We start from the raw sequence: 24,467 nt of genomic DNA on the forward strand, positions 1-24,467 counted from the left end.
CCGCCGCTTTAATACGGTCAACCATTTCGTCTTGGCTAACAATTTCTTTATTAGGACGGTGACCACAACGCTTTTGTGCTACTTGGTCTTCTATATGAAAACCGGCAGCACCGGCTTTGGTCATTTCTTTAACGGTGCGTGCAATATTAAATGCGCCGCCCCAACCTGTATCTGCATCAACTAACAAAGGTAAATCGCTCGCACCGGTAATACGACGAATATCTTCAAGTACATTATCAAGGCTGGTCATTCCTAAATCAGGCATACCAAAAGAAGCGTTGGCCACGCCCGCACCTGAGAGGTAAATTGCTTGGTGACCCATTTTTTCAGCCATCATCGCGGTGTATGCGTTAATAGTCCCTACAACTTGTAAAGGGTGATTATTAGCAATAGCCTGTTTAAATTTTAATCCTGCTGACATTACTTTCTCCTAACTTTGAACGGTTGCTACGTGGAGTAACTACTATTTTTAATATCTAAATATGACTTTTTAACTGTTCTGCTTAACTTTAACGGCTAGTAACTTTTGAGCTGCTCATGAGTTTTGAGCCGTTAATAAATCGAATTTGGTTTGAATATTTGCTTGCGATGCACTTATATGTCGCTTCATGAGCATTTCGGCAAGTTCACCGTCGTGGTTTTCTATCGCATTAATAATAGCTAAATGCTCATCAAACGCTTTTGATACACGCGGCCCCACCATGCCCATTTGTACTCGGTACATTCTTATTAATTGGTAAAGTCCGTTACATAACAAATGAATTAAATGGGCATTTTTACTGCCTTTAATTATTCGATAATGAAAGTCTAAATCGCCAGCCTCTTGATAATACCACTCGCCTTCTTTTACACGTTGTGTTTTTAAATGTTGATTAAGTAATTGCTTTAAGCCTTGTACTTCATCGGCNCCATATTGTCGGCAGCAAGCCTGCAAGCTAATCCCTCAAGCGAACTACGAACTTGGTATACTTCAATTAAACGCTCTGCGGTAAGTGCAACTACTCGGCAACCCACATTTGCTTTACGTTCAACTAAGTAACAGCTTTCTAAACGATTTAATGCTTCACGAAGCGTTGCACGGCTTACACCATAACGCTTTGCTAATTCTGGCTCAGATATTTTGCTGCCCTGTATTATGCTGCCCTCTACTATTTCGCGGCGCATATCTACAAACACTTGATCTGATGCAGTAGTAATAGGAGCTTCGTTTAAAAAGGTTTCGGTCATAGGTATCTTTTATATTGTCGACAATTTATGCAGTCACTATGTGCTTATTGGTAATTTATGTCAACCCTAAAACCCATTAAAATGGCTAAAAAACCCCCTTATTGTCGACACTATTAAAGTAAAATAGCTATAAACGAGTTAAAAACAGCTAATAAATAATTAAAAGCAAGGAAGTGTCGACACAGTAATAAAGCGAAAATTAGAGTTTTTAGCGCTGAAACCACCTTATATAAATGTTATTATCGCGCTTTATTTTTATAGTATGAGCCAACGCGTGAACGCCAACACTTTTATTCCTGAGCATTTTATTGACGACGTAAAAACCTATTTACCTGAGCATTTAAATTTAGATGACTTTATAAGTGCTTGTCGTCGCCCCCTCAGAAAATCAATTCGCGTTAACACACTAAAAATAACCGTTAAAGAATTTATAAAACGAGCTCAACAAAAAAACTGGTTGCTAACCCCTATTCCTTGGTGCAGTGAAGGTTTTTGGTTAGAACGCCCAAGTGACGAAGATCAAAACTTGGCATTAGGTAATACCGATCTACATTTAAGCGGTGCAATGTACGTGCAAGAGGCAAGCTCAATGCTACCTCCTATCGCTTTAAAACAAAGTATTGAACTCGCTGACCCTCAAAATAATTACGTGCTTGATGTTGCATCGGCGCCAGGTTCAAAAACATCGCAACTAGCTGCGCTTATGAATAACCAAGGCGTATTAGTTGCAAACGAACTTTCGTCATCACGTTTAAAGGTGCTCAGCGCTACATTAAAACGTATGGGAGTTGGTAATTGTGCGCTATCACATTTTGATGGCGTTATATTTGGTAACTACATGTTTGAATGCTTTGATAGCATATTGTTAGATGCTCCCTGCTCTGGCGAAGGGACTGTGCGTAAAGATGCCGAAGCTCTTAAAAACTGGTCAATAGAATCAAATATCGAAATAGCCCAAGTACAAAAAGACTTAATTAAAAGCGCATTTTATGCATTAAAGCCAGGCGGTACATTAGTGTATTCAACTTGCACGCTTACACCGCTCGAAAACCAACAAGTGTGTGATTATTTGCTGAGTGAGTTTGGTGACTATATTGCCCCACAATCGTTAAGTAATTTATTTGAAGGCGCAAACAAAGCCACAACAAGCGAAGGTTATTTGCATGTTTGGCCACAAACATTCGACAGCGAAGGCTTTTTTATCGCTAAATTTAAAAAGCACGCCAGTTGCGATAACCCAAATCAAACAGTTAAAAAAGGAGCATTCCCGTTTAACGAGTATGATAAAAAACAAAGTGCTGCTTTTATGGAATCACTTAAAAAGCACTTTGGGCTAATGGCACTGCCTGGCAGCTTAATGCAACGCGACAAAGAGTTGTGGTTATTTCCTGAAGGCTTTGAAGCAGTACAAAATAAAATTAAATATGCTCGATTAGGTATTCAAATTGGAATCATTCATAAAAATGGCGTAAGGCTCACGCACGAGTTTGCAACTGTGTTTGGTAGCGAATGTGCAAGTAACATTTATGCTTTAAATAACGAGCAAGCAAATGATTATTTTCAAGGCAAAGATATACGCTTAAATGAAGTAACCCAAACAATAGGCGAAGTAGTTTTAACACTATGCGGATGCCCTATTGGGCTAGGTAAATGGCAAAAAAATAAGATTAAAAACTCATTACCAAGAGATTTAGTGCAAAATACAAAGTTAATAAGTTGGGTATAATTAAAAGATTAATAATAAAAAATTAGTTACGCATTATTATGTGCTTTTACTACACTTAAGATACTTTCTTCTTCTCCCTAAAGAACACAGAAAGTTTTTTTAGTTAACGCTAGGCTCAAATTAGAGTCACTTTATAGCCCAGAGCTTTTTATAAGTTTCTGGGCATTTTTATATTCAGTACTAAATTTAAAGTAATTAAGAACGGCAATATTTTTTATAGCGATTACTAGTTCTTACTTTTTCAAAATCAGTACCGAACTGTAATGACAAGCAAAGGGTTTGTAATCCATTAACTTGCTCTGCAATATAAAATATTTGATTAAATTTATAACCATGCTTTACAGATAGACTAAGCTCTTGTAAGTATAGCGCTTTGAATTTTGGTGATAGTTGATGCCAATTCATTAATGCTATTTGTATAGCGCCTACATGAACGTCAAAATTAAAAGGTCCTACTTTTTTTGCTTGCTGAATATAGTTATAAACTTGCTCACTCGCGCCATTTTGATAGCTTGTGACTTTTGCAAGCTCTATCCAACTATTAGGCCATGTTTGCCTAAGCTCGACTGATTTCAAAAGCGCCTGTTCTGCTTGTTTATAAACATCGCTTTTCACATTTAAATCATTGGCAACTTTTTTTGTTACTCCCAGCGAACGCATTTTTATATAAGCAAACAATTGCCAGTAATGTGGTTGTGCTGGTTCAAGGCTAGTTGCAAGCGTTATTGCATGCTCAGCAAGTTCTAGATCAACATTATTAACTAAAGGTGCAGGTAACTGTTTTACAATATTAAGAGCATTAAAATACCATGCGTTTGCGCGCATACTTTGCATGCTAGAGTAGCAAATAATTAAAGTAGTAACGGCGAGAGCAATTATTTGAAAAAACTTTTTTAATTTAGAATTAACCACAAAATAAAGACTCAGTTAAACGAGTTGGATTAGTTGCAAACAAGGCTTGAGTCCTATCATCACCAATCAACTCCCTAACAACATTCTTGGCTTTACTTAAAATTGGCGGTCTTCGCTTTACTGAATGAGCATCGGAAGCAATATAGTCGACAAAGCCTGCTTTTAACATGTTTTCGCAGACACTTTTAGCTTGCTCACCCCAAGCACCTTCAATACTTGATGCAGTTAGCTGAAATTCACAACCCAATTGTTTTAAACGTTCTATATAAAATGGATTAGCTTGAATATCTCGGTTACGCTCTGGATGAGGTATAATTACCTTAATATTTTGCTTCGCTAACCACATAATAAACTTATCGTAACCTTGTGGTACATGTGAATGTGGCAGCTCTAATAGCAAGTAATTATAAGTATCTATTTGACCAATAAACGGAAGCTTATTGGCCATTATTAATCCCATCAACTCAATATCCAGTCTAACTTCTGCTGCAACGGCAAGCTTAATGGTAATACCAACAGCCTGTGCATGGCTTTTTAAATTAGCTAAATCATTATAAATATGGGAAGTTGAATTGTTAAATCTACCCAGATGGATATGTGGTGTAGCTACCATGTGCGTTATGCCATCGTTTTGAGCTATTTTTAATAGCGCTAAAGATTCACTTAAATCTTTAGCGCCATCATCAATACCTGGCAATATATGTGAATGAATATCAATCATAAATTATATTTTATGCTTTTGGTTCTTCTGACGGTTGAGAGTAATCGAAATAATCATAATAACCGTGACTATGCTGATCTCTTGATTTGCTCATATCCACCTGATTAAGTACCACCCCAGCAACATGTGCTTTAGCCTCAAATAAGCGCTCAAGACCTGCTTTAATTGGTTTAATGCGTGTCACATCCGATTTAACAACATAAATTACTGAGTCAGCACTTTGAGCAATAACTAAAGCATCACTAACCGCTTGCGTTGGTGGTGTATCAATAATGATATAATCGTATTGTGTTTTCAAGGTCTCAACTAACTCATTAAAACGGATACTAGATAAAAGCTCTAACGGGTTTCCAGGGATTTGACCACTTGGCATTATGGTAACACCCGACTTTTCTTCTAGATATACACATTCAGCAAACTGTTCAGTACCAACTATCAAATTACTTAAACCAGGATGAAACACTGGAACATCAAAGCGTTTTGCAATACTTGGCTTACGTAAATCCGCATCAATAAGTAAAACTTTGCCCATCTGAGCAAGCGACATAGCTAAATTTGCTGAAGTAGTTGTTTTACCTTCACCGGGCGAACTTGACGTAACAGCAATCACTTTATGATTTTTATCTAGCTGAGTTAATAATAAGCTTGTACGAAATGTCCTTACCGACTCAGCAAATAATCTATATTGCTCTTCGAGGTAAGCATGAATAGGAAAAACACTGTTCTTCGGTGTTTTTACATGTGGTAATAGCCCTAACATCCGCTGTGCTAATTTACTTTCAACATCTGGTTTAGTTTTAACTGTGTCGTTTAATGCATCAAACACAAAACTCATCACTACAGCAAAACCAAAGCTAGCTATAAATGACAACACAATAATTAATACTTTGTTTGGTTTACTAGGATCCCTAGGAGCATAAGCTCGATCTGTAAAGCGTGCTGCTGCAGAAGTAAAATCACTCGTTACTTCAGTTTCCTTTGAGCGCGATAAAAACGTATTGAATATATTACGGTTAGTTTCCACTTCACGTTTAAGCTGGTTATATTGGGTTTCTTTACGAGTTATATCTTGATACTCAGCCCGTATTTTAACTAAATCGCTCTCAAGTGCACTTACTGTTCGAGTAATACGATTGAGTTCTTTTTCAATACCAGTAATAAGACCTTTTATTTGCTTATTTAAATTAGTCTTTACAGTAGCAAGCTCAGCCTTTGCAGAGATTATTTTAGGATGTTTAGATCCATAAACCTCACCCAAATCACTTAATTTACGTTCAACCAAAATAACTTCGCGTTTAACATCTTGTATTACTTGGTGTGATGTAATTTCAGGCATACTACCTAATAGATCAATGTTGTCATTACCGTACTCTTTAATAACTCGGTTAATACTTTGAAGGTTGTTTCTTTCATTGCGAGCAACAATTAATTGTTGCGATATTTGTTCAAGTTCTTGTGTGGCTAGACCAGCAATACCTTCAATGTCAACTAGCTTTTGTTCCTCTCTGTAAGACTGTAAACGAGCCTCGGAGTCATCTAATTGAATACGTAACTGCGATAAACGGGTATTTAACCAAGTTGATGCCTGTTGTGTGATACCCATTTTTGCACGCATTTGGTTATCTATATATACTTCACCTACAGTATTTGCTACTAATGCGGCCAGTTTCGGATCGCTTGATTCAAAGCTTACATTTACTAGTTGTGTGCTGCGTATAGGTGATACAGACAATCTTGATTTAAAAATAGCTAGCAAACCTAGCATATCTCTATCAGCTTTCTCTTGTGGGGAAAGTATCAGCAATTCTTTTTTATTTAAAAAAGGTAACATCTCCTTAACTAAGGTTTTTAATTCCCCTAAAAGAGATGGTTTACTGATAAAGTCTACATGAGACTTAAGATCAAGCTTAGTAATAACTTCACGAGCAATGCTGTCTGATTTAATTACCTCAAATTGTGTAGAGTAGTACTCTTTTTTATTTGAATCTAAACCATAAATCTCTTGAAAACTAACAGCCTTTGTCTGCTCAGCTTCAATTAATAATGTTGCTGTTGCATTATATTTAGGTATTAGAGTTAGGGTAACCATAATAGTTAAAAAAGTTACGATTATCGCGAAACCTAAAATTCGCCATTTTGCACGCTTAATAATGTTCAAATAAGCGACTAAGTCAATAATATCTTCGTTATCATTTGTGTTTTCTTGTACATTGTTCATTAATTACTGCCTTTAAAACGACTTAAAACAAGCGTTGTTCTATTTTTATTGTATCGCCTGCTGCAATTTGGCTATTAAGGGTGCCTTGTTGTCGCTGCTGCTTAGTTTGCTCTTTAAAAATATATATTTTATCAACTGATGCTCTCTCAGTTAAACCACCGGCTAAAGCTATAGCTTGATTTACTGTCATTGCAGGTTGATAAGGATAAGCTCCTGGGGATTTAACTTCGCCATGTATATAAAAAGGTCTATACTCAATTACCTGTACATATACATCAGGACTAACTAAATAGTCAGGTTTCAATCCGTCTGTAATTACTTGTTCAACTTCTGAAGCATTAAGCCCAGTAAGCTTAACTTTTCCTAAAAAAGGATAACTTACTTCCCCACTATTTCCTAACAGTACCGTCACTTCTAAATCAGGCTGCCCAAATACTTTTATTTGAACTTTATCGCCAGCACCTAAAACGTAACTTTGTTGCGATTGTGCAAAACAAAAACTGCTAAGTGTTAACAGTGACAAACTTAAAAATAACTTAAAATTCATTAGTTAGCCTTCAATGCAAAGGTAAAGTTTATACCAACAACTACTTGATCAAATTCAATTTGATCCTGAGTTGAATTTTTATCTATGAGATCTATATATGTAGATACCATACCGTAACTACTCGCTACGTAATTTAAGCCGATTCGGGCACTTTTGGTTTTATCCTGTCTTCCTATATCACCTGTATATTGTTCATCTATATAACGAATACCAGCTTGCGAGCTTAAATATTCACTCCAGCCATGATTCCAAGTCACACCGTATGCACTCTCTCTAATATAATCACCTTCAACTAATGGATCTTTAGCAGCACGGCTAGTTGTTACTTCAACCGAAGAATAACTCAGTGGTTGCCAAGTTACTGCCGCATCCCAACTTAATCCACTAAAGTTTTCGCGTAGTGCAGAAGTAAAGTCTTTATTTTGGTAACCTACTTTGAACGTACCTGAAGTAACAGCAGTAGCATCCCACTGCATACCAATTAATATTTTTATATCATCAGAATCACGAGAAATACCATTAGCTTGTAGAACTTCATAACGATAGTTTTCTTGTTTTACTTCTAAAACAGCACGTGTAGAGGCTTGGGTATTGTAATAACCAGTAATACCTATAAGTGATTTGTCATAATCACGAAATTGCGATACGGCCCTAAAATTTTGATATTCTTTACTATAAAAACCAGCCGTTAAGGCAACTTGAGCCTTAGAACTAAGTGCACCATACTCATAGTTAGCTTTTACGTTTTCTTGTCGATATTTAACAAGCTCATCATTGATACTACCTAAACCTTCAGTTAAGCCTGTACCTCTAGCTTCATATAACCAATCTGCAGTACCATCAATATCTAATCTATGTTGGCTGGTAAATTCTTTATGCAAACCGGCACCGACATTTACCTGGGTAAAGTTATCAGTGGTATCTTTATTATGAAATGAAGTACTAGAGCCTAAATTTAGAGTGTAACTGTCTGGACCATTATCTATTTTGGCAGACACCTGCGGTGCAATAGTCCAAATTAAACGTGACTTTTCATCATTTGGTGTACTAAAAAAGTTATTATTAGTACTTAGGCCAGTTTGTAAAGTAGGTGTAATTTCAGCTCCGTCTTTCGTCATTAAACTCCCTGGTTTAAATTCAGCAAAAGCAGGCAAAGATGCACCTAAAAAAACAGCAATAAGCGCAGGGGTAACGATTTTAGTATGCATTAGCATTTTTAAATCCCTTAAAAATTGTAATAAAAATAATTTTAACATCTAACCACAGAGACCAGTGCTTAATGTAATGTAAATCAAACTCAACTCGTTTAGTCATTTTATCTAATGTATCGGTTTCACCCCGCCAACCATTAATTTGCGCCCACCCAGTTATTCCTGGCTTAGTTTTGTGTCTAAGCATATAAAACTCAACTTTTTTACGATATTCTTCATTATGCGCAACAGCATGAGGTCGAGGACCTACTATTGACATATCACCTTTCAACACATTTATAAATTGTGGTAACTCATCAAGGCTAGTGCTTCGAAGAAAAGCCCCCAACTTAGTAATTCGCTTATCATTTTTTGTCGCTTGAGTAACAGTTTCACTGTTTTCGGTAACAGTCATCGAACGGAACTTCCACACCTTTATTTTTCGTCCATCGAGTCCGTATCGGTCTTGTTTAAAAATAATAGGGCCTGATGAAGTAAATTTGACAGCTGCTGCTATCACTATCAAAAGTGGTGAAATAAGCATTAATATAATAGCAGAGACAACGATATCTTCCGTTCGCTTAATAAATTCACGAGCTCCAATAAAAGGTGATTCAAATACGCTTAAAGTATCAACCTCTCCTACATGTTCAATTCGGGCGTGTATTAAATTAGATAGTAAAAAGTCAGGGATAATGTGGACATCAACAGTAGTATCACCGAGCTGTAGTAATAAATCAGCTATCCGCTTATCAGCTTTCATTGGAAGAGCAATATATAGCACGTCAATATTACCTTTTCGTGCTGCACATATTGAACTTTGAATAGTACCAGTTACATCATAAGACGCGACGTTATTAAATAAACGTTCAGGCTTTCGGTCATCATAAAAACCTAAAAACTTGAAACCAAGCTCATCGTTCTTCATTATTTCATCATATAAGTATACTGCTGACTCAGTTGCACCAATAATAGCGACATTACGTAAATTCAAACCTAACTTCCTGCGATTTCGTTTGTATAAATGCACAGTCAATCGCCATGAATATAGAAATATAATACTAAATAAAAACCACAGACCAAGTCCAAAACGTGATAGCGTCTCACTAAATTTAAATACAAAAGATATAAAAAATAAAAATGAGAACGCTACAAATAAAGAAGACCAGGCACATAACACCATCGTTCTAAATTTACCTGCGCGCCAAGAGCGATAAGTAGAAAACATTTCAGCGCTGTACAAAAAGCTCAACGCGACACTCAATACTGCAACCATATAAATATGCGTCAAATTAAAACCATAGAATAAAGCAGAGCATTGAAACGCTAAAAATAGCGCAAACATGTCAAATAATCGGTAAAAATTGGCATCAGAGGAACTGTTTGGCTTGAAAGTCCTTGTAGATGTCATACTATTTTGTTCCCTATAGATGGTGGGTAAAATAAGTTTCACAATGTGTTGTATGATATATCAGCAAGGTCTGCTAAACAATACTATACTATTAGATTCCACAAAATAAAAAACAAATGCACAGGTACAAAAATAAAAAATAACACTGTACATTGAACTTACGTATTAATCGTTATTTAAATAAATCTTTGAACCAAGACCAAATACCCAGTGAATAGTCTTCAAACATATCTATGCCTAGAGCAGACTTAAACATATAAGCAATTAAGAGAAAGAGAATAATCATGATTAAAGTAAATAATGCGATCATAAAAGCTTGAAAAAAAGCAGAAACTCGACGTTCTTTCTCGCTTAATTCACGCCTGTTCCGACCTGTTAAGAACACGATGTAATAACGATACTTTAAAAAGCTAAGCACAAAACGAAAATCAATTTTATGTCTTCCCCATTGCCTTGCACCTATTGCTACTTTTAAGTGCATCAACTGCTCATCTGTGAATGTATTTTGTACTTTCTCTGGCATTCGCTGTAAAAAACTATTAACAGCTGGATCATTTTTTATGTTCAAACTAAAACTCGCTATACATAAGAATAAATTCATTTGCGAAACTATAATAATTGACTTCAAACCTTCAAGTCCCTCATTTGACTTTAGTCCATAGAGTAGATTCGCTTATAAAAAATTCGTTATAATAATATGCAGCTCTTTTGATTATGTTCCTATTACTTATTTAACTCTAATAATAGGCACAACTGAATAAGCAGCGTAAAATCGGAAAAATTTAAAAAACACTTGATAGATTATTTTATTTTATAATGATTTATCAAATAACTCTTTTTAGTAGGTGAGCCTTTAGTTTTTAAATTATTTTCTAATGAAGATTGTTTATAATCGTCTATCGACTTAATATATTTAGCAGGAACACCTGCATAAACTCCATTAGAATCAAGGCTTTTTGTTATAATTGAACCAGCTCCAACCACAACATTAGATCCTATTGTTACGCCAGGCATAATTATACAGTGACTTCCAATGAAAACATTGTCTCCAATATCTATTGGCTTAATTACATCTATCTCAGGAAAATCTCGCCTAAAAACCCAAACCCCACCATCATGATTAACAAAGTGACTTGAGGTGATACTAACGTTATTACCTATTTTTATTAAATAAGGCTCTGAACCAAAACTAATTTCGCCTATAAACCGGCAATTGCTTCCAACCTTACCGCCAAGTTTTCTCAAAAGTGAAACTCGTCCAAAGAATATAATATGCAACTTGTTTGTCAGTTTTCTGTAGAAATGTAGTAACTTAATCATTTTTGTACTATCTCATCAAAGTTATTTTTGAATAATATTTAAATTTGTAATCACGATAAACCATTTTCACAAGATTACCTTATATGCATCAAAGACGTTTTTTTGAAACGCCATTAAACAAGAAAAGTAAAGTTGGATTTTTTACAAGAAACCAATGATGTATTGAAAATGAAATTAGGAACGTTAAAGAAATTATTAAAACGTACTCTAAAAGCAACGGTAAATGTAAACTTTCAAAAAAGAAATAATAGATGAGAACGATCAATGGTTGATGGAGCAAATATATTGTATAACTAGAATCAGAAAACTTACGTGTCAATTTTGAGCCGTTTACACCTAACTTGTATGTTATTGCAATTAGAGTTAAAACCAAGAAGCCATTAGATAATTTTGTTATTGCCTTAATGTAATCAGGCTCCAAAAATTTAAAATAGCTATAATTAATAATGAGATAAATAAAAAGATAAATAAAAGCAGAATAAAAAGCAATTTTATAATTTAATATACTAACGAAGACGTCCCTATTTTTATAACAAACACACCCAAATAAAAAATAAAAATAATAGTAAAATAGAGAATCGAATGTAATAAACACAAAATTATCAAGAAGCATTACCTTTGAAAAAGCGAGAGAACAAAGACTTAAAAATGGAATTAAAAAGTAGAAACAAATTAACATTTTATTTTTGCTTAACTCATTTGTATTTAAGATAAAAGAACAGATGGGGTACGTCAAAATAAAATATGCAATTAGGTTACCGAGAAACCAAAGATGACCTAACCATTGACCATCTGTAAAGTAAGTTAACTCACCCCAATTATAAGTTCGTTGGTCACTGAAGTAATTCATTATTGGATTTATTAAAAAACCACATAAAATCAAAGGCGGTACGATTCTTAGCAATCTCTCGTTCAAAAAATTGTTATTTTTTTTAGTAAAAACCAAAAAATAGAAAAAACCAGAAATTATGTAAAATGCTTCCATTCTAAATGCATGGATAAAATTTGATATATAATTAAAGACCACTGAACTGTCTGCGGAAGAAACCCTCCATACGTAACCGTCATTGTATATTAATGCAGTGTGGTAAAATAATCCGAGTATCATAAATACAGCCCTACAGAAATCAATTCCATGCAGTCTGTGCATACCCTTCTCTTTTTCGAGCGTTCCAGAAAAATTCATATAAAATAGCATCCTTGAAATAATATCTTAAAAATAAAATTTAAATCCCTTTAAAAATTAGAAATTTTGACATGTTCAAATTGTTGTAAACTGAAACCCAGAGGGTTTCATTCAATTATTATATTAATTAAACTAGCACAATGTATTTGTTATGGGTAATTACCTATTATAAATACATTGTGCTAGTTTAATTAATTAAGAACAATAGAAAAATGTCCCTCATAGTTAACATTACGAAAACTTCTGCACTTTTTTATTTAAATTTAACAACCCACTTTAAACTCAAATCGTACGATAGCACATGTAACCCCATGTTTAAATTAAAAATAAGTATATATCCATCTTATTTACACTGAATATATACTTAAAATAAATTAATATTTTAATATCTAACAAATCATTACTTTAGGAGTTATTTATTAATTAACCGTTCATATTAATAATTATACCATTGTGTTTATACGTTTTTACGATATAATTAAAACTCATAGTGAAAAGGGCAAACTTGGTGAAAATCAAGGACGCAAAGCTTCCGGCCTAATATGAGTGTTTTATTAACCACTCATGATGGTAGCGGGGTTACCGCGAAGATAAGACCTAACAGTTTAACTGTTAGTTATTACCTTAGTTTACCTATTCATTTTTTTATATTTAACCTACTTGAATAGTTTCAAATTAAACAAGGTAATGACAATGAAAAAATTTATCCTCATTAATTCAGTATTGCTTTTAACAAGCTTTATATCACAAGCCCAAACTGCTTACATAAGTAATGTAGGTGGTGGTAATGGTTATTCAAATAATGATCCTGCGTCGATAGAACAACTAAATAATTTGTTAGAAGATCCCCTTATAGATAGAATCGAATTACAATCCGGGATCTACAAACAAACAGATGCTCTATACTTATACAAAGGAGAACATCCTGTTGAAATAGTTGGCTTGAATAAAGTTACATTAAGCAGCAATTATAACTATTATTCAGGGAGTAACTCTGGAATTGTTATTGGTAGAAGTAATATTTCATTTGAAAATATATCATTTTTAAACACTCGTCATTGTTTTAGAATAAAAAGCACTAATGTAAACAACATTAATTTAGAAAGTATAACTGCAAATAATACAATGAGTTGTATAGAAATAGATAATAATGCTACTGAATCTATCTCAGATATTTCTATTAACAACTTACAGAGCTTAGGATATTACAAGGCAGGAGTACGTATTAATGGCACTAACACAAGTAACATAAGTATCACTAACTCTGTATTCGATGGTTTAGCATCGTCGGATGATTCAGAAAGATCTTGTTATATTTCAGGTATAAGTATTGCAGGTTTAGCTAAAGATATTCTTATTGATAAAGTATCAATAGCTAATAACATTGGTGGCATTGAAAACTGCGGTAGCTACCAACAAGGTGATGGTATAATGATTAATACTGGCACTAGTAACATCATAATCAAGAATACTATTATATCAAATAGTAAAGATGCTGATTTAGATATTAAAGGAGAAAATGTTACACTAGAAAACATTACTTCGACATCTGGTAAAGAAGCAAGATACAACTTCAAACTTTGGAATAACAACTTCACATGTACAGATTGTTATGTGAGTTCAGCTAATGACTCAGCTATACAAGCCATAAACGCACAAGTGACATTCGTCAACTCTACTTTTAAAGTTAACGAAGATAGTCATTTATGTGATATGAGAAACTATAACGTTGATGACGCAACGGTCGACTTCAAAAGTTCAAATTTTTCGTATTATGGAGATCTTACCTTCCAGCCTCATCAATTATCTGAATGTGAGTAAACCCAGTTTATAGACTCTTTATTTTAGCTAATATTTTTCTATCGATTATATTAACTAAATAAAGAGTCATGTATATCAAGCAATAGCTTACAAAACCTATACCAATTAATAGATATAAGTTTTCGTTCTTTAAGTTAATTTGAATATATATTACTATAAAGCACATCCCTGCCGCAGAAATTAAACATCCAGTAATTACTTTAAAGACGGCACCAATATTAATATCTAACAGCTTACAAAGCTCTTTATTAAATTTTGGTATTATAAATAATAAAGATAAATACATTCCTATTAAAGGTGAGTACTTACCAGTTAAATCAGAAAGAAAAACCACTGAAAGTAGAATAAGTACTGTAGAAGCGATATTTACAAATAATGTTTCGTATGTTGTCTTAAATAGTACTTGTAAGGGTGCTAAATACAGATATAAAGAGGTAATGCATTGATATACCGCTAACCCGATTATAATTTCATAAGCTCCAAGCCAATCGACACCGAAAAACTCTAATATTAAGGGTTTTGCTATTGTAGCAAGTCCTACATAACAAGGGACTAAGATTGTTGTCGAATACAAAAAAGCGGTATTAAAAGTACTCAGCAACTCACGCGCTTCATATTTTACTGAATGAAACTTGCCTGTTGCCCAAGTAATAAAACCTATTCCTATAAGGGTTCGCGGTATATCAACAAATCTAATTGCAAGGGCGTAAATACCAGATATTTGTGGACCGATGAATGCACCTAAAAAAATAATTAAACCATGATTCTTTGCATTCTGTTCTATAATAGCTACACCAGAAGGAATTCCTTCTTTTATCAAATTAGTAAATAGTGGGAAGCTAAAGTGACTATCACTTTTAAATAAATTTTTATGAGAGAAAGACATAACCAATAAAGCAATAAATGCAGCAACGAAGCTTTGTAATATTATTGCTAGCTCAACATGACCTGCATACGCTGATAATAAACCAGCGCCAACTCCTGCTGCTTTGCCCCAGAAAGCCCTCAAAGCAAGTTGTTTATATCTTTGCTTAATAATTAAATCAGCAATATACACTCTGGAAATAGATGAGATAGGAATATAGCTGACTGAAAGTAAGATGAGCATCCACCAATCAGCACCGTATATAATATATAAAATTACATAGAGTAATATTGACATAAATATAGATAGAAATAACCAACCAATTGCACTGGTTTTAAAAGTATTCTCTATATCTTCATTAGCAGCAATTAACGGGTACTGCTGTAAATTCTCTATTATTGTTGATATAAATAAAGATGATGAAAGTATAATAATTGACATACCAAATCCAGTTGGACCTAATAAATTTGCATACCAAAACGTTGCGACTAAAGAAAAAAGAGTCACACCAACTTTTTCAAAAAACACCCACAATAAACCTTTCAACTTTTCCCCCTAGATACTGCTGGGTTAATACCCAGAAATAATAATGCTGGTAAACTATACTTTGAAATTAATTTATGAAAAATAACAGGAAGAAATAACCCTAAAAACAGCCCTACAAAAACATGTAAATCAACTGATTGCATCCCTATTTTGTGAAGTGCAATTCTAGAAAATGCAGTTCCAAAGACATGGTATAAATATATACTATATGAATAGCCGCCAATGAAAATAAATATTTTTGATACAAACATTGTTCTCAAAAGAGTATATGAACCGATAACTCCAATAAAGAAAGCTAATAAACTTATCTTGTTAATTGAACCCCCATTTGTCAATAAAAATGTATTTATAGCTAATAAACTAAAAAACAGACCAATAATAAAACCTAATCTGCTACCTTTTATTTCCTCTAATTTATATTCATTTACTAGTATCCCAAAAGTAAAAAATGGAAATAGATAAAGAGTGCGAGAAAAAGAAAAAAAGTCAGTAAAGTAGTCAGAAATAAAAAAAAGAGGAACTGAGAATAAGAACAAACAAAGCAAAAATTTACTATCTCTTTTCGTAAAGTGATCAAAAATACAATAAAATACAAAAATACTAAATATTGATTGTAAAAACCAAAAGTGAGCATAGGGATATAAAAAGAAAGTTAGAATATTAAAATCGATTGGATTGTTTACGCCAGGTGTATTTGTTTGAATTAGAAAAAAAACACTACTAACAACAACAAAAGGAATAAGTATTCGACGACTTTTACCACTAATATATTTTTTAAAACCTCCTGAATAACGTCTGTAACCATAGACGTATCCGGATAAAAATATAAACAGTGGCATTCGGATGTAAATAAATAAATCAGACAAAAAGACGTAAAAGTTATCCTGGGGTAATTGCAAACCAGTCAGTGGTGTACCTACAACATGAAAGTACACAACAAATACACAAGCAATACCTCTTAAGCTTTGCAATTTATAATTCAATATCATTTCCTTGAAATTTCGTATCAACACAAAATATTAATGCTTCACTAAAATTTAATTTAAACACAGTTTAATCTAAAGTAATTAAATCAATTATGAATTTTATCTATATTGCTATCACTAAATATCTTTGTTGATAAATAATAAGCAATTGTAAAAATAAATGAATATAAATGCACCCCTTCAACAGCCCACAGTGGCATTGTCGAACTAGACATTACTAAAAAACCAGCTAAAAAACCAAGTACAACAATCTTTAATTTTTTATCTTTAATTTTTAACATAAAAACAAAAGTACTATAAAGGACTCCTAAAAACACACACAGCCCGATAATCCCCAAATCAAACAGTGCTGCAATATAGGCATTGTGCGCATACACGTCAAAATAATTAGTCCATGCTTCAGGTCCTGCACCCAGAAGCATGCCAAAAAAAGTAAAGTGTGAATATTCAGTAAGGTACATATTCCATAAAAATAGTCGACTTGATAGCAATCTGCGTTCTTCAAAGCTAAATAACGAGTAGTCGATTGACATCAACTCACCTAAATTAGAGAGTGCACCACCAAGTTCACCAAATCGATCTGCTATATCAACACCAAACAGCATACCAAAAACTAATAATGAAATTGCTCCTGAGCTAAATACAAATAGTTTAACTTCTTTTTTTGATCCCATATAAAGGTGAGCGAAGTAGACACAGAATAATGGGATTAACGCAGAAATCAATAAAGTGCGGTAATTAGCAAACACTAAGCCAATTATAAACAAAAACGGTACTATAGGTTTAACATCTTTTTTTAGCATCAGTACAGATGAAATTAAAAGTCCTGTATACAATAATATAGAAAAAGCACTCTCATGGGCATACCCTGCAATATAACTGATTGAATTTGAAGTTGAGTTTAATGCTTCAGTATCTTTACCTTGCCCAAGTACTACAGATGCTAATTGACAAATAAAGAGCCCCAAGAACAAATAATAAAAAGGTTTTAATGTATTTATTAATCCATGTTTAAAAAACAACTGAATTAATGCTATTGAGGTAACTATTAATAGTAACCATTTCATAAGAACAACTACCCCTCCCATAAACTCGCCCGAATAGATTGCTGATATGAAAATTGATATAACAATTAAATAGTAAGGTATTATGAATTTATACCTTAAATATTTTTTATCCATAAAAGTAAATACTAAAAATATGGTACACAATGAAGATAATGATGTTAGGGATTGACCAGCAAATATTGGTTTAAAAGAAATAACATGATTTATTGAGAATATAATTCTTACAACAAATAGAGTAAAAAACCCCAAAAACAACTTAGAGCTTTTAATATAAGGTAACTTTCTAAGTGTATAAAAATACATTAATATTATTATTAATGACGAAATATAGGCCATTAAATTATCGCCTCTTTAATTAATTTTTCATAATTATTAGAAATATTATCCCAGTTATAATTTTTCAAAATGTTTTTATCTACCTTTACTCCACCTTTTTTTAGCATTGTAAGAAGACTGTCAATGTCACCCAATTTAAAGTAACTTTCGTCAGGAAAATCTAAATCTTTATTTTGAATAATATCACTCATAATTACAGGTGCTGAACAAGATACTGCTTCGAGAGCAGATATTGGTAATCCTTCTGAATAAGACGGTAGTATAAAAGCTTGGCACTCACTATAGAGCCATTTTAGTTGCGATCTATTTTTTTTACCTACAAAAATAATATTAGTGCCTGCTCGTTTTTTAATTTTATCAGCGTAATCACTTTTAAAATCACTATCCCCAGCAATAACTAGCTTCTCTTTTCCTTTGTATAGATTAAAAGTATCTACAAGGTCATGAAAGCCTTTTTCTGGAACTAAACGTCCTACAGCTAAAAAAAACAAATAATCCACTTCAGGAATATTTGTTGATAACTCTGGCAAGGAGAAACCATTAGCCATAAAGTGATAATTATCTATCTTTTTTGGGTAGCGTTTTTTTGAGATTTCTAATAATGATTTTGATACAAAAAATACTTTATCTGCATACTTTAACGCAAATTTTTCACCGCATCTAAATACAAATTTAGCAAGCTTCCCCCATTTTTGATGATCATAATTTTGAGAGTGATGAGTTACCAATACTTTCGGAAATAAAATTTTCGCTAATGGCAAAAACATAGAACCGCCAATACCATGTATATGAAATACATCAACTCTAGAAAACATGAAACAATGTATAATTGCTATTAATGTATGGAAAGGAGTTTCAAGCGACTCTTTTTTTGGGCTATACAACGATTTAACCCTAAGTGTACTTGAAATAATTGAACTATTTACATATCGCTTTCTACCATAAACCACAATATCGATATCAGCGGACAAACGTTTGTATAACTCTTCACAATGAGTTTCAACGCCTCCCATCACTCCAGGTATCCCTCTTAATCCAGCGACAGCTAATTTTATTTTATTTTTAGTTTCCATTTAGCATCTCCTCAATTTTTTTCTCAAAACTTGATAAAAAGAACTTATGAGAATAACTATTCCTTAATGGCTTTATCACCATTTCATAATGTTCAATCAAGGTAGTGTCATTGAATAGCTCTATCCCTGCAACTGTGTCAGCCTCACTATTCACAGGAATTAAAATACCATATTTTCCATTTTTCAAATGTTCGACGCCAAGGGAAACACAATTATCTAACAACTCTGCCGGACCTGATTGACAATCACTTGAAACTATAAATTTACCGAGAATTAATGCTTCAGCTATTACATTAGGAAAGCCCTCAGCTAACGATGCCGATATTAATCCTGCTGAGTTAGCTATATAGGGATATGGATTTTTAATAAACCCTTTAAATATTACTCGCTCTTTAAGACCTAATTCTAAAACTAAAGCTTCTAATGAGGCTCTTTCTGGCCCATCACCGAGCAAAACCAATTTTTTTGTAGATTTAGCTTTAGCTAAAGATTTAATTAATAATGCATGATTTTTATTTTTATAAAAACGCCCAACACACACAATAAATGTTTTACTTTCAAATTCCACCTCATATTGCTGTGCTTTAAGTGCTAGTTCTTCAAAACTATATGAATTGCTTATTACATCAATACGTTTATGTTCTAAATTAAAAAAGTGACTCAAGTCTTCTTTAACACCTTTCGAAACAGCAATTATTAAATCTGCTTTTTCGTAAAAAAAACGTGTGAACTTTTTCTTTAGCTGGCTTTTTAAACCATTCCCAAAATGAGATGAAGTATTTACTCTTTCGCTGATCATTACTGAATAATTACTTCCAAAACCAGAGAAAACAGAAGCTACATTTGATCTAGTTAAAAATGAAATAACAAGCGATGGTTTTAATTTTTTAAGAGTTTTATTTAAACCAATCATGCTTTTAAATATAGACCCTTCATAATTAAGCTGCATATGCTCTATAGAGTCATGTAACGGATTTTGAATTTCTTCTTTATCTAAAGTAATGACAATAATTCTATAGCTTCTCTTCGTATCATTAAGCATATTAGCTAAGCGGGCAAAAACTCTTTCAGCCCCGCCGCCGCCCAGACTATTTATCACTAAACAAACTAGCTGTTCATTATTCATTGATTGTATGCCTTATACCAATCAACAAACTGCTGCATCCCGTGCTCAATATGAGTATTAGGTTTGAATCCAACCTCATTTTGTAAACTATCTATATCTGCAAATGTTGCTGGCACATCACCGGCCTGCATTGGTAAATAGTTTTTGTCCGCGACTCTGCCAGCCGCTTTTTCAATTGATTCAATAAAAGTCATTAGTTTAATGGGTTCGTTATTACCTATATTAAATACACGATATGGCGCTTTACTTGATGCTGGAGATGTATTAGCGTTTTCAACGTCGCGTGATGGTATTACATCTTGAATACGAATTATGCCTTCTACAATGTCATCAATATAGGTGAAATCGCGCATCATTTTTCCATTATTAAATACTTTAATTTCACGGTCGTTTAATATTGCATCAGTAAATAAGTACGGCGCCATATCTGGGCGACCCCAAGGACCATACACTGTAAAAAAGCGTAAACCAGTAGTTGGTAGATCGTACAAATGGCTATAACTATGCGCCATAAGCTCATTCGACTTTTTAGTCGCTGCATAGAGCGATACAGGATGATCAACAGCATCGTCTGTTGAAAATGGCATTTTTTCGTTCATACCATAAACAGAACTTGATGATGCATATACTAAGTGCTGTACCTTATTGTGACGGCAACCTTCCAAAATAGTTGCTGTACCAACTAAATTAGAATCGATATAAGCCATTGGATTTTCTATTGAGTAACGCACGCCAGCTTGCGCTGCAAGATGTATTACACGGTCAAACTTTTCATCTTTAAATAAGTTAGCTATGCCATCTCTGTCGGCTAAATCCATTTTTACAAAACGAAATTGCGTAAGGTGCTTTATACGCTCAAGCCTTGCGTGTTTTAATGCGGGATCGTAGTAATCGTTTAAGTTATCTAACCCTATTACTTCATGACCCATTTCGCATAAGCGTTCGCTAACAAAGTTACCTATAAAGCCTGCGGCACCAGTTACTAAATATTTCATTATTTACTCTCCTGCAACCGATAAGCCGCGACCAATGCTGTAGTACTTAATTGCTTTTTTATTCATGCGATCAGGGTCGAATAAGTTACGACCATCAAATATTACTGACTCGTTTAATTGTGATTTAATTAAATCAAAATCGGGAGCTCTAAAATTTTGCCATTCTGTACAAATGACTAAGGCATCAGCATTATTTAAGGCGGACTCTTTAGTTCCCATTAAGCTTAAATCTGCGCGAGATCCATAAATACGTTGAGTTTCTTCCATTGCTTCTGGGTCATACGCTTGTACATTTGCACCTGCTGCCCAAAGCTGTTCCATTAATACTCGGCTAGGTGCTTCGCGCATATCGTCGGTGTTTGGTTTAAAGCTTAGTCCCCATATTGCGAAGGTTTTACCTTTTATTGCCGCTGGATTATTAGCTAAATCAAAATGTTTACTTATATATTCAAACATTTTATTTTTTTGTGCGTAATTGACTGCTTCAACCGCTTTTAATATTTGTGACTCGTAACCTATGCCATCGGCAGTGCGTACCAATGCTTGTACGTCTTTTGGGAAACACGATCCACCGTAACCACAACCAGGGTAAATAAACTGAAAACCAATACGTGAGTCAGATCCAATACCTTGTCGTACGTTTTCTATATCTGCCCCTACTCGCTCTGCTATATTGGCCATTTCGTTCATAAAGCTTATTTTAGTTGCTAGCATGCAATTGGCCGCATATTTAGTTAGCTCGGCACTTTTTATATCCATAACAATTATTTTTTCGTGGTTACGATTAAAAGGTGCGTATAGCTCACGCATTTGTTCTTCGGCTTTTTTTGAATCGGTTCCAATTATTATGCGATCTGGGCGTTTACAATCGTTTACTGCTGCGCCTTCTTTTAAAAACTCAGGATTTGATACAACAGCAAATTCTAAATCGCTTTTACGTTCGTGAAGCACACTTTGTATTTTTGATCTTACTTTATCTGCGGTGCCTACTGGTACGGTTGATTTATCAATAATTACTTTAGGGGTTGTCATATGCGTAGCGACAGTTTCGGCTACTTTAAGCACGTATTTTAAATCGGCTGAGCCGTCTTCGTCTGGCGGTGTACCTACTGCAATAAATTGTAAGTCGCCAAATTCAACACCAAACTTGGCATCGGTAGTAAATATTAAACGACCGTCGGCAAAGTTCTTTTCAACTAAGGGCGTTAAGCCAGGTTCATAAATAGGAATAATACCCTTTCTTAGGTTATCTATTCGTGTTTCGTCAATATCTACGCAACATACATCGTGTCCTGCATCTGCAAGCACAGTAGCTTGAACTAAGCCTACGTAACCTATGCCATAAAAGGTAACTTTCATTTTAAATCCTTGGAGTATGTTTGGTGTTTTATAGAAATAATTTGTTTAATAATCTCTTCATCCATGTGATTGCATTGCGTATCCATCATTTATTGGGTTATCGCCTGTCTCGTTAAACAATGCAATCATTTGACCTAAATTATCAATTTTTAAATCTGGCTTATATTTATCAGCAACTAAATCAGGTAGTAAGATGAAAAATAGGTTATCATCAACTTTTACGTGCCGTTAAATTAACAAACCTATACATAATTTGACGTACCGGAATAATAGTCATATTTCTAGGCACAATAGAACCCACTTTTAGGAATAAGCTTGATTTTGTATGCGTTTTTAATTCAAAGCTCGTATTGAAGTGGTTTTTTAAAGCGTGGGCAACTAAAATTATTTTTTTAATACCGGCTTGTACTGCTTCGTTTTTAAAATGTATAACAAAAGGTTTATTATCGACAGAATAAAGCATTCTTCTGTGAGTTGTATTACTCGTTAATAGTGTTTGTATATCAAAAAATACAACCCATAAAACAGCTTTTAAAACTTCCAATTTAAATCCTTTTTTATAAATGATAAACAACGAGCCTAACTACATCCATTTACGTTATTCAGCTACCACATTTATCTTATGATTATACACAACCTAATGTTGGACTCAATAATAAAAACCTCCTTTAGTTCGTTATTTTGTTTCTAAAATGTTAACTGCGAATTTTATATGGTTCTTTTTTACTACCTACCTTTTTTAAACTAATAAGACTATAATTTCTATGTTTATTTATTTGGGATATTTTTGTGCGCTTTGTAATTTGCATTTTTTTATTGTTATCATTTTTAGCATGCGCACAAGACATGCTTTTGTATTTGCGAAATAGCGATATAATAACGCGTGCTAAAGTACAATATGGTGAAGAAGGCCACCACCGCATAAAAAACTGGCTAAACTTTATTGATGCTTCAGTCGATAAAAATGAGTGGCAAAAAGTCCACTTAGTAAACGATTTTTTTAACGAGAATATAAAATATAAAACTGATCAAGCACTTTGGAATCAAAAAGATTATTGGGCTACACCACTTGAGAGCTTGGGCGTTGGTATGGGGGATTGTGAAGATTACGTAATAGCTAAATACTTTACGCTTATTGCGTTAGGTGTTCCTGAAGAAAAAATTAGATTAATGTATGTACGTCAACGGACTGTAGACCAGCCTCACATGGTACTCATTTATATCGAAAAACCTAACCAAATTCCTTTTGTATTAGGCAATTTTAATACCAAACTATTACCAGCCANTGGCTAGCAAAATCTAAAGGGTTAGGAAATAAAGTAAAAAATAGTCAAGGCGTATCAGCTTGGGACACCATGCTTGAAAGAATTGAACAAGGTGAGCTTGCTCCCATAAACACTAACAATAAAGGAGTTAAAAGCTATGTCTCGAATTTTTAAGAATGGATTAAGTCTTAAAACCCAAGTTTATGGTTTGATAATAGCTATTTCGGCTATTTCTTTTGTTGTGCGTGTAATTACAGATGTTGAAACCACTCGTAATTATTTGCAAACACAAATGGGCAGCCATGCACAAGATACAGCAACCAGTTTAGGGCTTTCTATTTCCCCTTATTTAAACGAAGATAATCTAATGATTGCCCAAACAATGGCTACCGCTATTTTTGATTCGGGCTATTACAAAGAAATTAAGTTTACTAATTCGCAAGGTACTGTTGTATTTGATCTTGAAAACCCTAAACGTGTTGAATCTGTGCCTAACTGGTTTATTGCATTGAGCAAGCTAAACGCACCTACAATGCAGTCTGAACTTAATAGTGGTTGGATAATGGCGGG

General features: G+C 33.8%; 20 protein-coding genes, 2 pseudogenes and 1 riboswitch (1 of these 23 running past the window's edge). Of the genes and pseudogenes, 4 read left to right on the top strand and 18 right to left on the bottom strand.

Annotation, left to right across the window (positions count from 1 at the left end; genetic code table 11):
• A partial coding sequence (locus L647_RS0116485) for an isocitrate lyase/phosphoenolpyruvate mutase family protein (protein ID WP_024612033.1) occupies positions 1 to 421 on the bottom strand: 421 nt, incomplete at its 3' end.
• Between the two features lie 114 nt (positions 422 to 535).
• Positions 536 to 1,227 (bottom strand): annotated as a pseudogene (locus L647_RS01000000124435) (GntR family transcriptional regulator).
• 274 nt (positions 1,228 to 1,501) lie between these two features.
• Between L647_RS01000000124435 and rsmF the strand changes: the two are divergent.
• Entirely contained in the window at positions 1,502 to 2,953 is a 1,452-nt protein-coding gene (gene rsmF / locus L647_RS0116495; RefSeq protein WP_024612034.1) for a 16S rRNA (cytosine(1407)-C(5))-methyltransferase RsmF, read from the top strand.
• 195 nt (positions 2,954 to 3,148) lie between these two features.
• Here rsmF and L647_RS0116500 read toward each other — a convergent pair whose 3' ends face one another.
• From L647_RS0116500 to L647_RS0116535, 8 genes are all read right to left on the bottom strand, one after another.
• The gene (locus L647_RS0116500; protein ID WP_024612035.1) at positions 3,149 to 3,865 is read right to left on the bottom strand and encodes a VpsP family polysaccharide biosynthesis protein; all 717 of its coding nucleotides are present in this window, start codon (positions 3,863 to 3,865) and stop codon (positions 3,149 to 3,151) included.
• The gene (locus tag L647_RS0116505; protein WP_024612036.1) at positions 3,858 to 4,586 is read right to left on the bottom strand and encodes a CpsB/CapC family capsule biosynthesis tyrosine phosphatase; all 729 of its coding nucleotides are present in this window, start codon (positions 4,584 to 4,586) and stop codon (positions 3,858 to 3,860) included. The genes L647_RS0116500 and L647_RS0116505 overlap by 8 nt, the downstream gene beginning before the upstream one ends.
• A gap of 10 nt (positions 4,587 to 4,596) precedes the next feature.
• On the bottom strand, positions 4,597 to 6,804 hold the full coding sequence (locus L647_RS0116510) for a polysaccharide biosynthesis tyrosine autokinase (protein ID WP_024612037.1): 2,208 nt from the start codon (positions 6,802 to 6,804) through the stop codon (positions 4,597 to 4,599).
• Positions 6,805 to 6,826: 22 nt separating this feature from the next.
• Positions 6,827 to 7,351: a polysaccharide biosynthesis/export family protein gene (locus L647_RS0116515; protein WP_024612038.1), complete on the bottom strand. Its 525-nt coding sequence runs from the start codon at positions 7,349 to 7,351 to the stop codon at positions 6,827 to 6,829.
• A complete protein-coding gene (locus tag L647_RS0116520) occupies positions 7,351 to 8,565 on the bottom strand; it encodes an outer membrane beta-barrel protein (protein WP_024612039.1) in 1,215 nt (404 codons plus the stop codon). The genes L647_RS0116515 and L647_RS0116520 overlap by 1 nt, the downstream gene beginning before the upstream one ends.
• On the bottom strand, positions 8,549 to 9,952 hold the full coding sequence (locus L647_RS0116525) for an undecaprenyl-phosphate glucose phosphotransferase (protein ID WP_024612040.1): 1,404 nt from the start codon (positions 9,950 to 9,952) through the stop codon (positions 8,549 to 8,551). Before L647_RS0116525 ends, L647_RS0116520 begins: the two co-directional genes overlap by 17 nt.
• Positions 9,953 to 10,124: 172 nt before the next feature.
• Positions 10,125 to 10,580: a 3-phosphoshikimate 1-carboxyvinyltransferase gene (locus tag L647_RS0116530; RefSeq protein WP_253948896.1), complete on the bottom strand. Its 456-nt coding sequence runs from the start codon at positions 10,578 to 10,580 to the stop codon at positions 10,125 to 10,127.
• Between the two features lie 173 nt (positions 10,581 to 10,753).
• Positions 10,754 to 11,197: an acyltransferase gene (locus L647_RS0116535; protein WP_253948898.1), complete on the bottom strand. Its 444-nt coding sequence runs from the start codon at positions 11,195 to 11,197 to the stop codon at positions 10,754 to 10,756.
• A 1,749-nt stretch (positions 11,198 to 12,946) separates the two neighbouring features.
• Positions 12,947 to 13,045: riboswitch (cyclic di-GMP riboswitch) on the top strand.
• 106 nt (positions 13,046 to 13,151) lie between these two features.
• Here L647_RS0116535 and L647_RS0116545 point away from each other — a divergent pair.
• Entirely contained in the window at positions 13,152 to 14,279 is a 1,128-nt protein-coding gene (locus tag L647_RS0116545; protein WP_024612044.1) for a hypothetical protein, read from the top strand.
• A gap of 7 nt (positions 14,280 to 14,286) precedes the next feature.
• Here L647_RS0116545 and L647_RS0116550 read toward each other — a convergent pair whose 3' ends face one another.
• The 8 genes from L647_RS0116550 to L647_RS01000000124440 form a co-directional block, all read right to left on the bottom strand.
• On the bottom strand, positions 14,287 to 15,690 hold the full coding sequence (locus L647_RS0116550; RefSeq protein ID WP_024612045.1) for an oligosaccharide flippase family protein: 1,404 nt from the start codon (positions 15,688 to 15,690) through the stop codon (positions 14,287 to 14,289).
• Positions 15,687 to 16,673 carry an acyltransferase gene (locus L647_RS0116555; protein ID WP_158001075.1) on the bottom strand — a complete coding sequence of 329 codons (987 nt, stop codon included), beginning with the start codon at positions 16,671 to 16,673 and terminating at the stop codon, positions 15,687 to 15,689. The genes L647_RS0116550 and L647_RS0116555 overlap by 4 nt, the downstream gene beginning before the upstream one ends.
• Before the next feature lie 89 nt (positions 16,674 to 16,762).
• Positions 16,763 to 18,079 carry an O-antigen ligase family protein gene (locus L647_RS0116560; protein ID WP_081706992.1) on the bottom strand — a complete coding sequence of 439 codons (1,317 nt, stop codon included), beginning with the start codon at positions 18,077 to 18,079 and terminating at the stop codon, positions 16,763 to 16,765.
• On the bottom strand, positions 18,079 to 19,152 hold the full coding sequence (locus L647_RS0116565; protein ID WP_050581998.1) for a glycosyltransferase family 4 protein: 1,074 nt from the start codon (positions 19,150 to 19,152) through the stop codon (positions 18,079 to 18,081). The genes L647_RS0116560 and L647_RS0116565 overlap by 1 nt, the downstream gene beginning before the upstream one ends.
• Positions 19,142 to 20,278 (bottom strand): glycosyltransferase, encoded by a 1,137-nt coding sequence (locus tag L647_RS0116570; RefSeq protein WP_024612049.1) that lies wholly within the window; start codon positions 20,276 to 20,278, stop codon positions 19,142 to 19,144. The genes L647_RS0116565 and L647_RS0116570 overlap by 11 nt, the downstream gene beginning before the upstream one ends.
• On the bottom strand, positions 20,275 to 21,273 hold the full coding sequence (locus L647_RS0116575; protein ID WP_024612050.1) for an NAD-dependent epimerase: 999 nt from the start codon (positions 21,271 to 21,273) through the stop codon (positions 20,275 to 20,277). The genes L647_RS0116570 and L647_RS0116575 overlap by 4 nt, the downstream gene beginning before the upstream one ends.
• A gap of 3 nt (positions 21,274 to 21,276) precedes the next feature.
• The gene (locus L647_RS0116580; RefSeq protein WP_024612051.1) at positions 21,277 to 22,632 is read right to left on the bottom strand and encodes a UDP-glucose/GDP-mannose dehydrogenase family protein; all 1,356 of its coding nucleotides are present in this window, start codon (positions 22,630 to 22,632) and stop codon (positions 21,277 to 21,279) included.
• A gap of 211 nt (positions 22,633 to 22,843) precedes the next feature.
• A complete protein-coding gene (locus tag L647_RS01000000124440) occupies positions 22,844 to 23,176 on the bottom strand; it encodes a hypothetical protein (protein WP_024612052.1) in 333 nt (110 codons plus the stop codon).
• A gap of 245 nt (positions 23,177 to 23,421) precedes the next feature.
• On the opposite strand from L647_RS01000000124440, the pseudogene L647_RS01000000124445 reads away from it, so the two are divergent.
• Positions 23,422 to 24,071: pseudogene (locus L647_RS01000000124445) on the top strand (transglutaminase-like cysteine peptidase).
• Positions 24,055 to 24,467, top strand: the start of a protein-coding gene (locus L647_RS0116595) for an EAL domain-containing protein (RefSeq protein ID WP_024612053.1). The gene runs 1,585 nt beyond the window's last position; only the first 413 of its 1,998 coding nucleotides appear in the window; its start codon is at positions 24,055 to 24,057; its stop codon lies beyond the right edge, outside the window. The pseudogene L647_RS01000000124445 and the gene L647_RS0116595 overlap by 17 nt, the downstream one beginning before the upstream one ends.

This window comes from Pseudoalteromonas sp. TB64, assembly GCF_000498095.1.
Classification (GTDB): Bacteria; Pseudomonadota; Gammaproteobacteria; order Enterobacterales; family Alteromonadaceae; genus Pseudoalteromonas.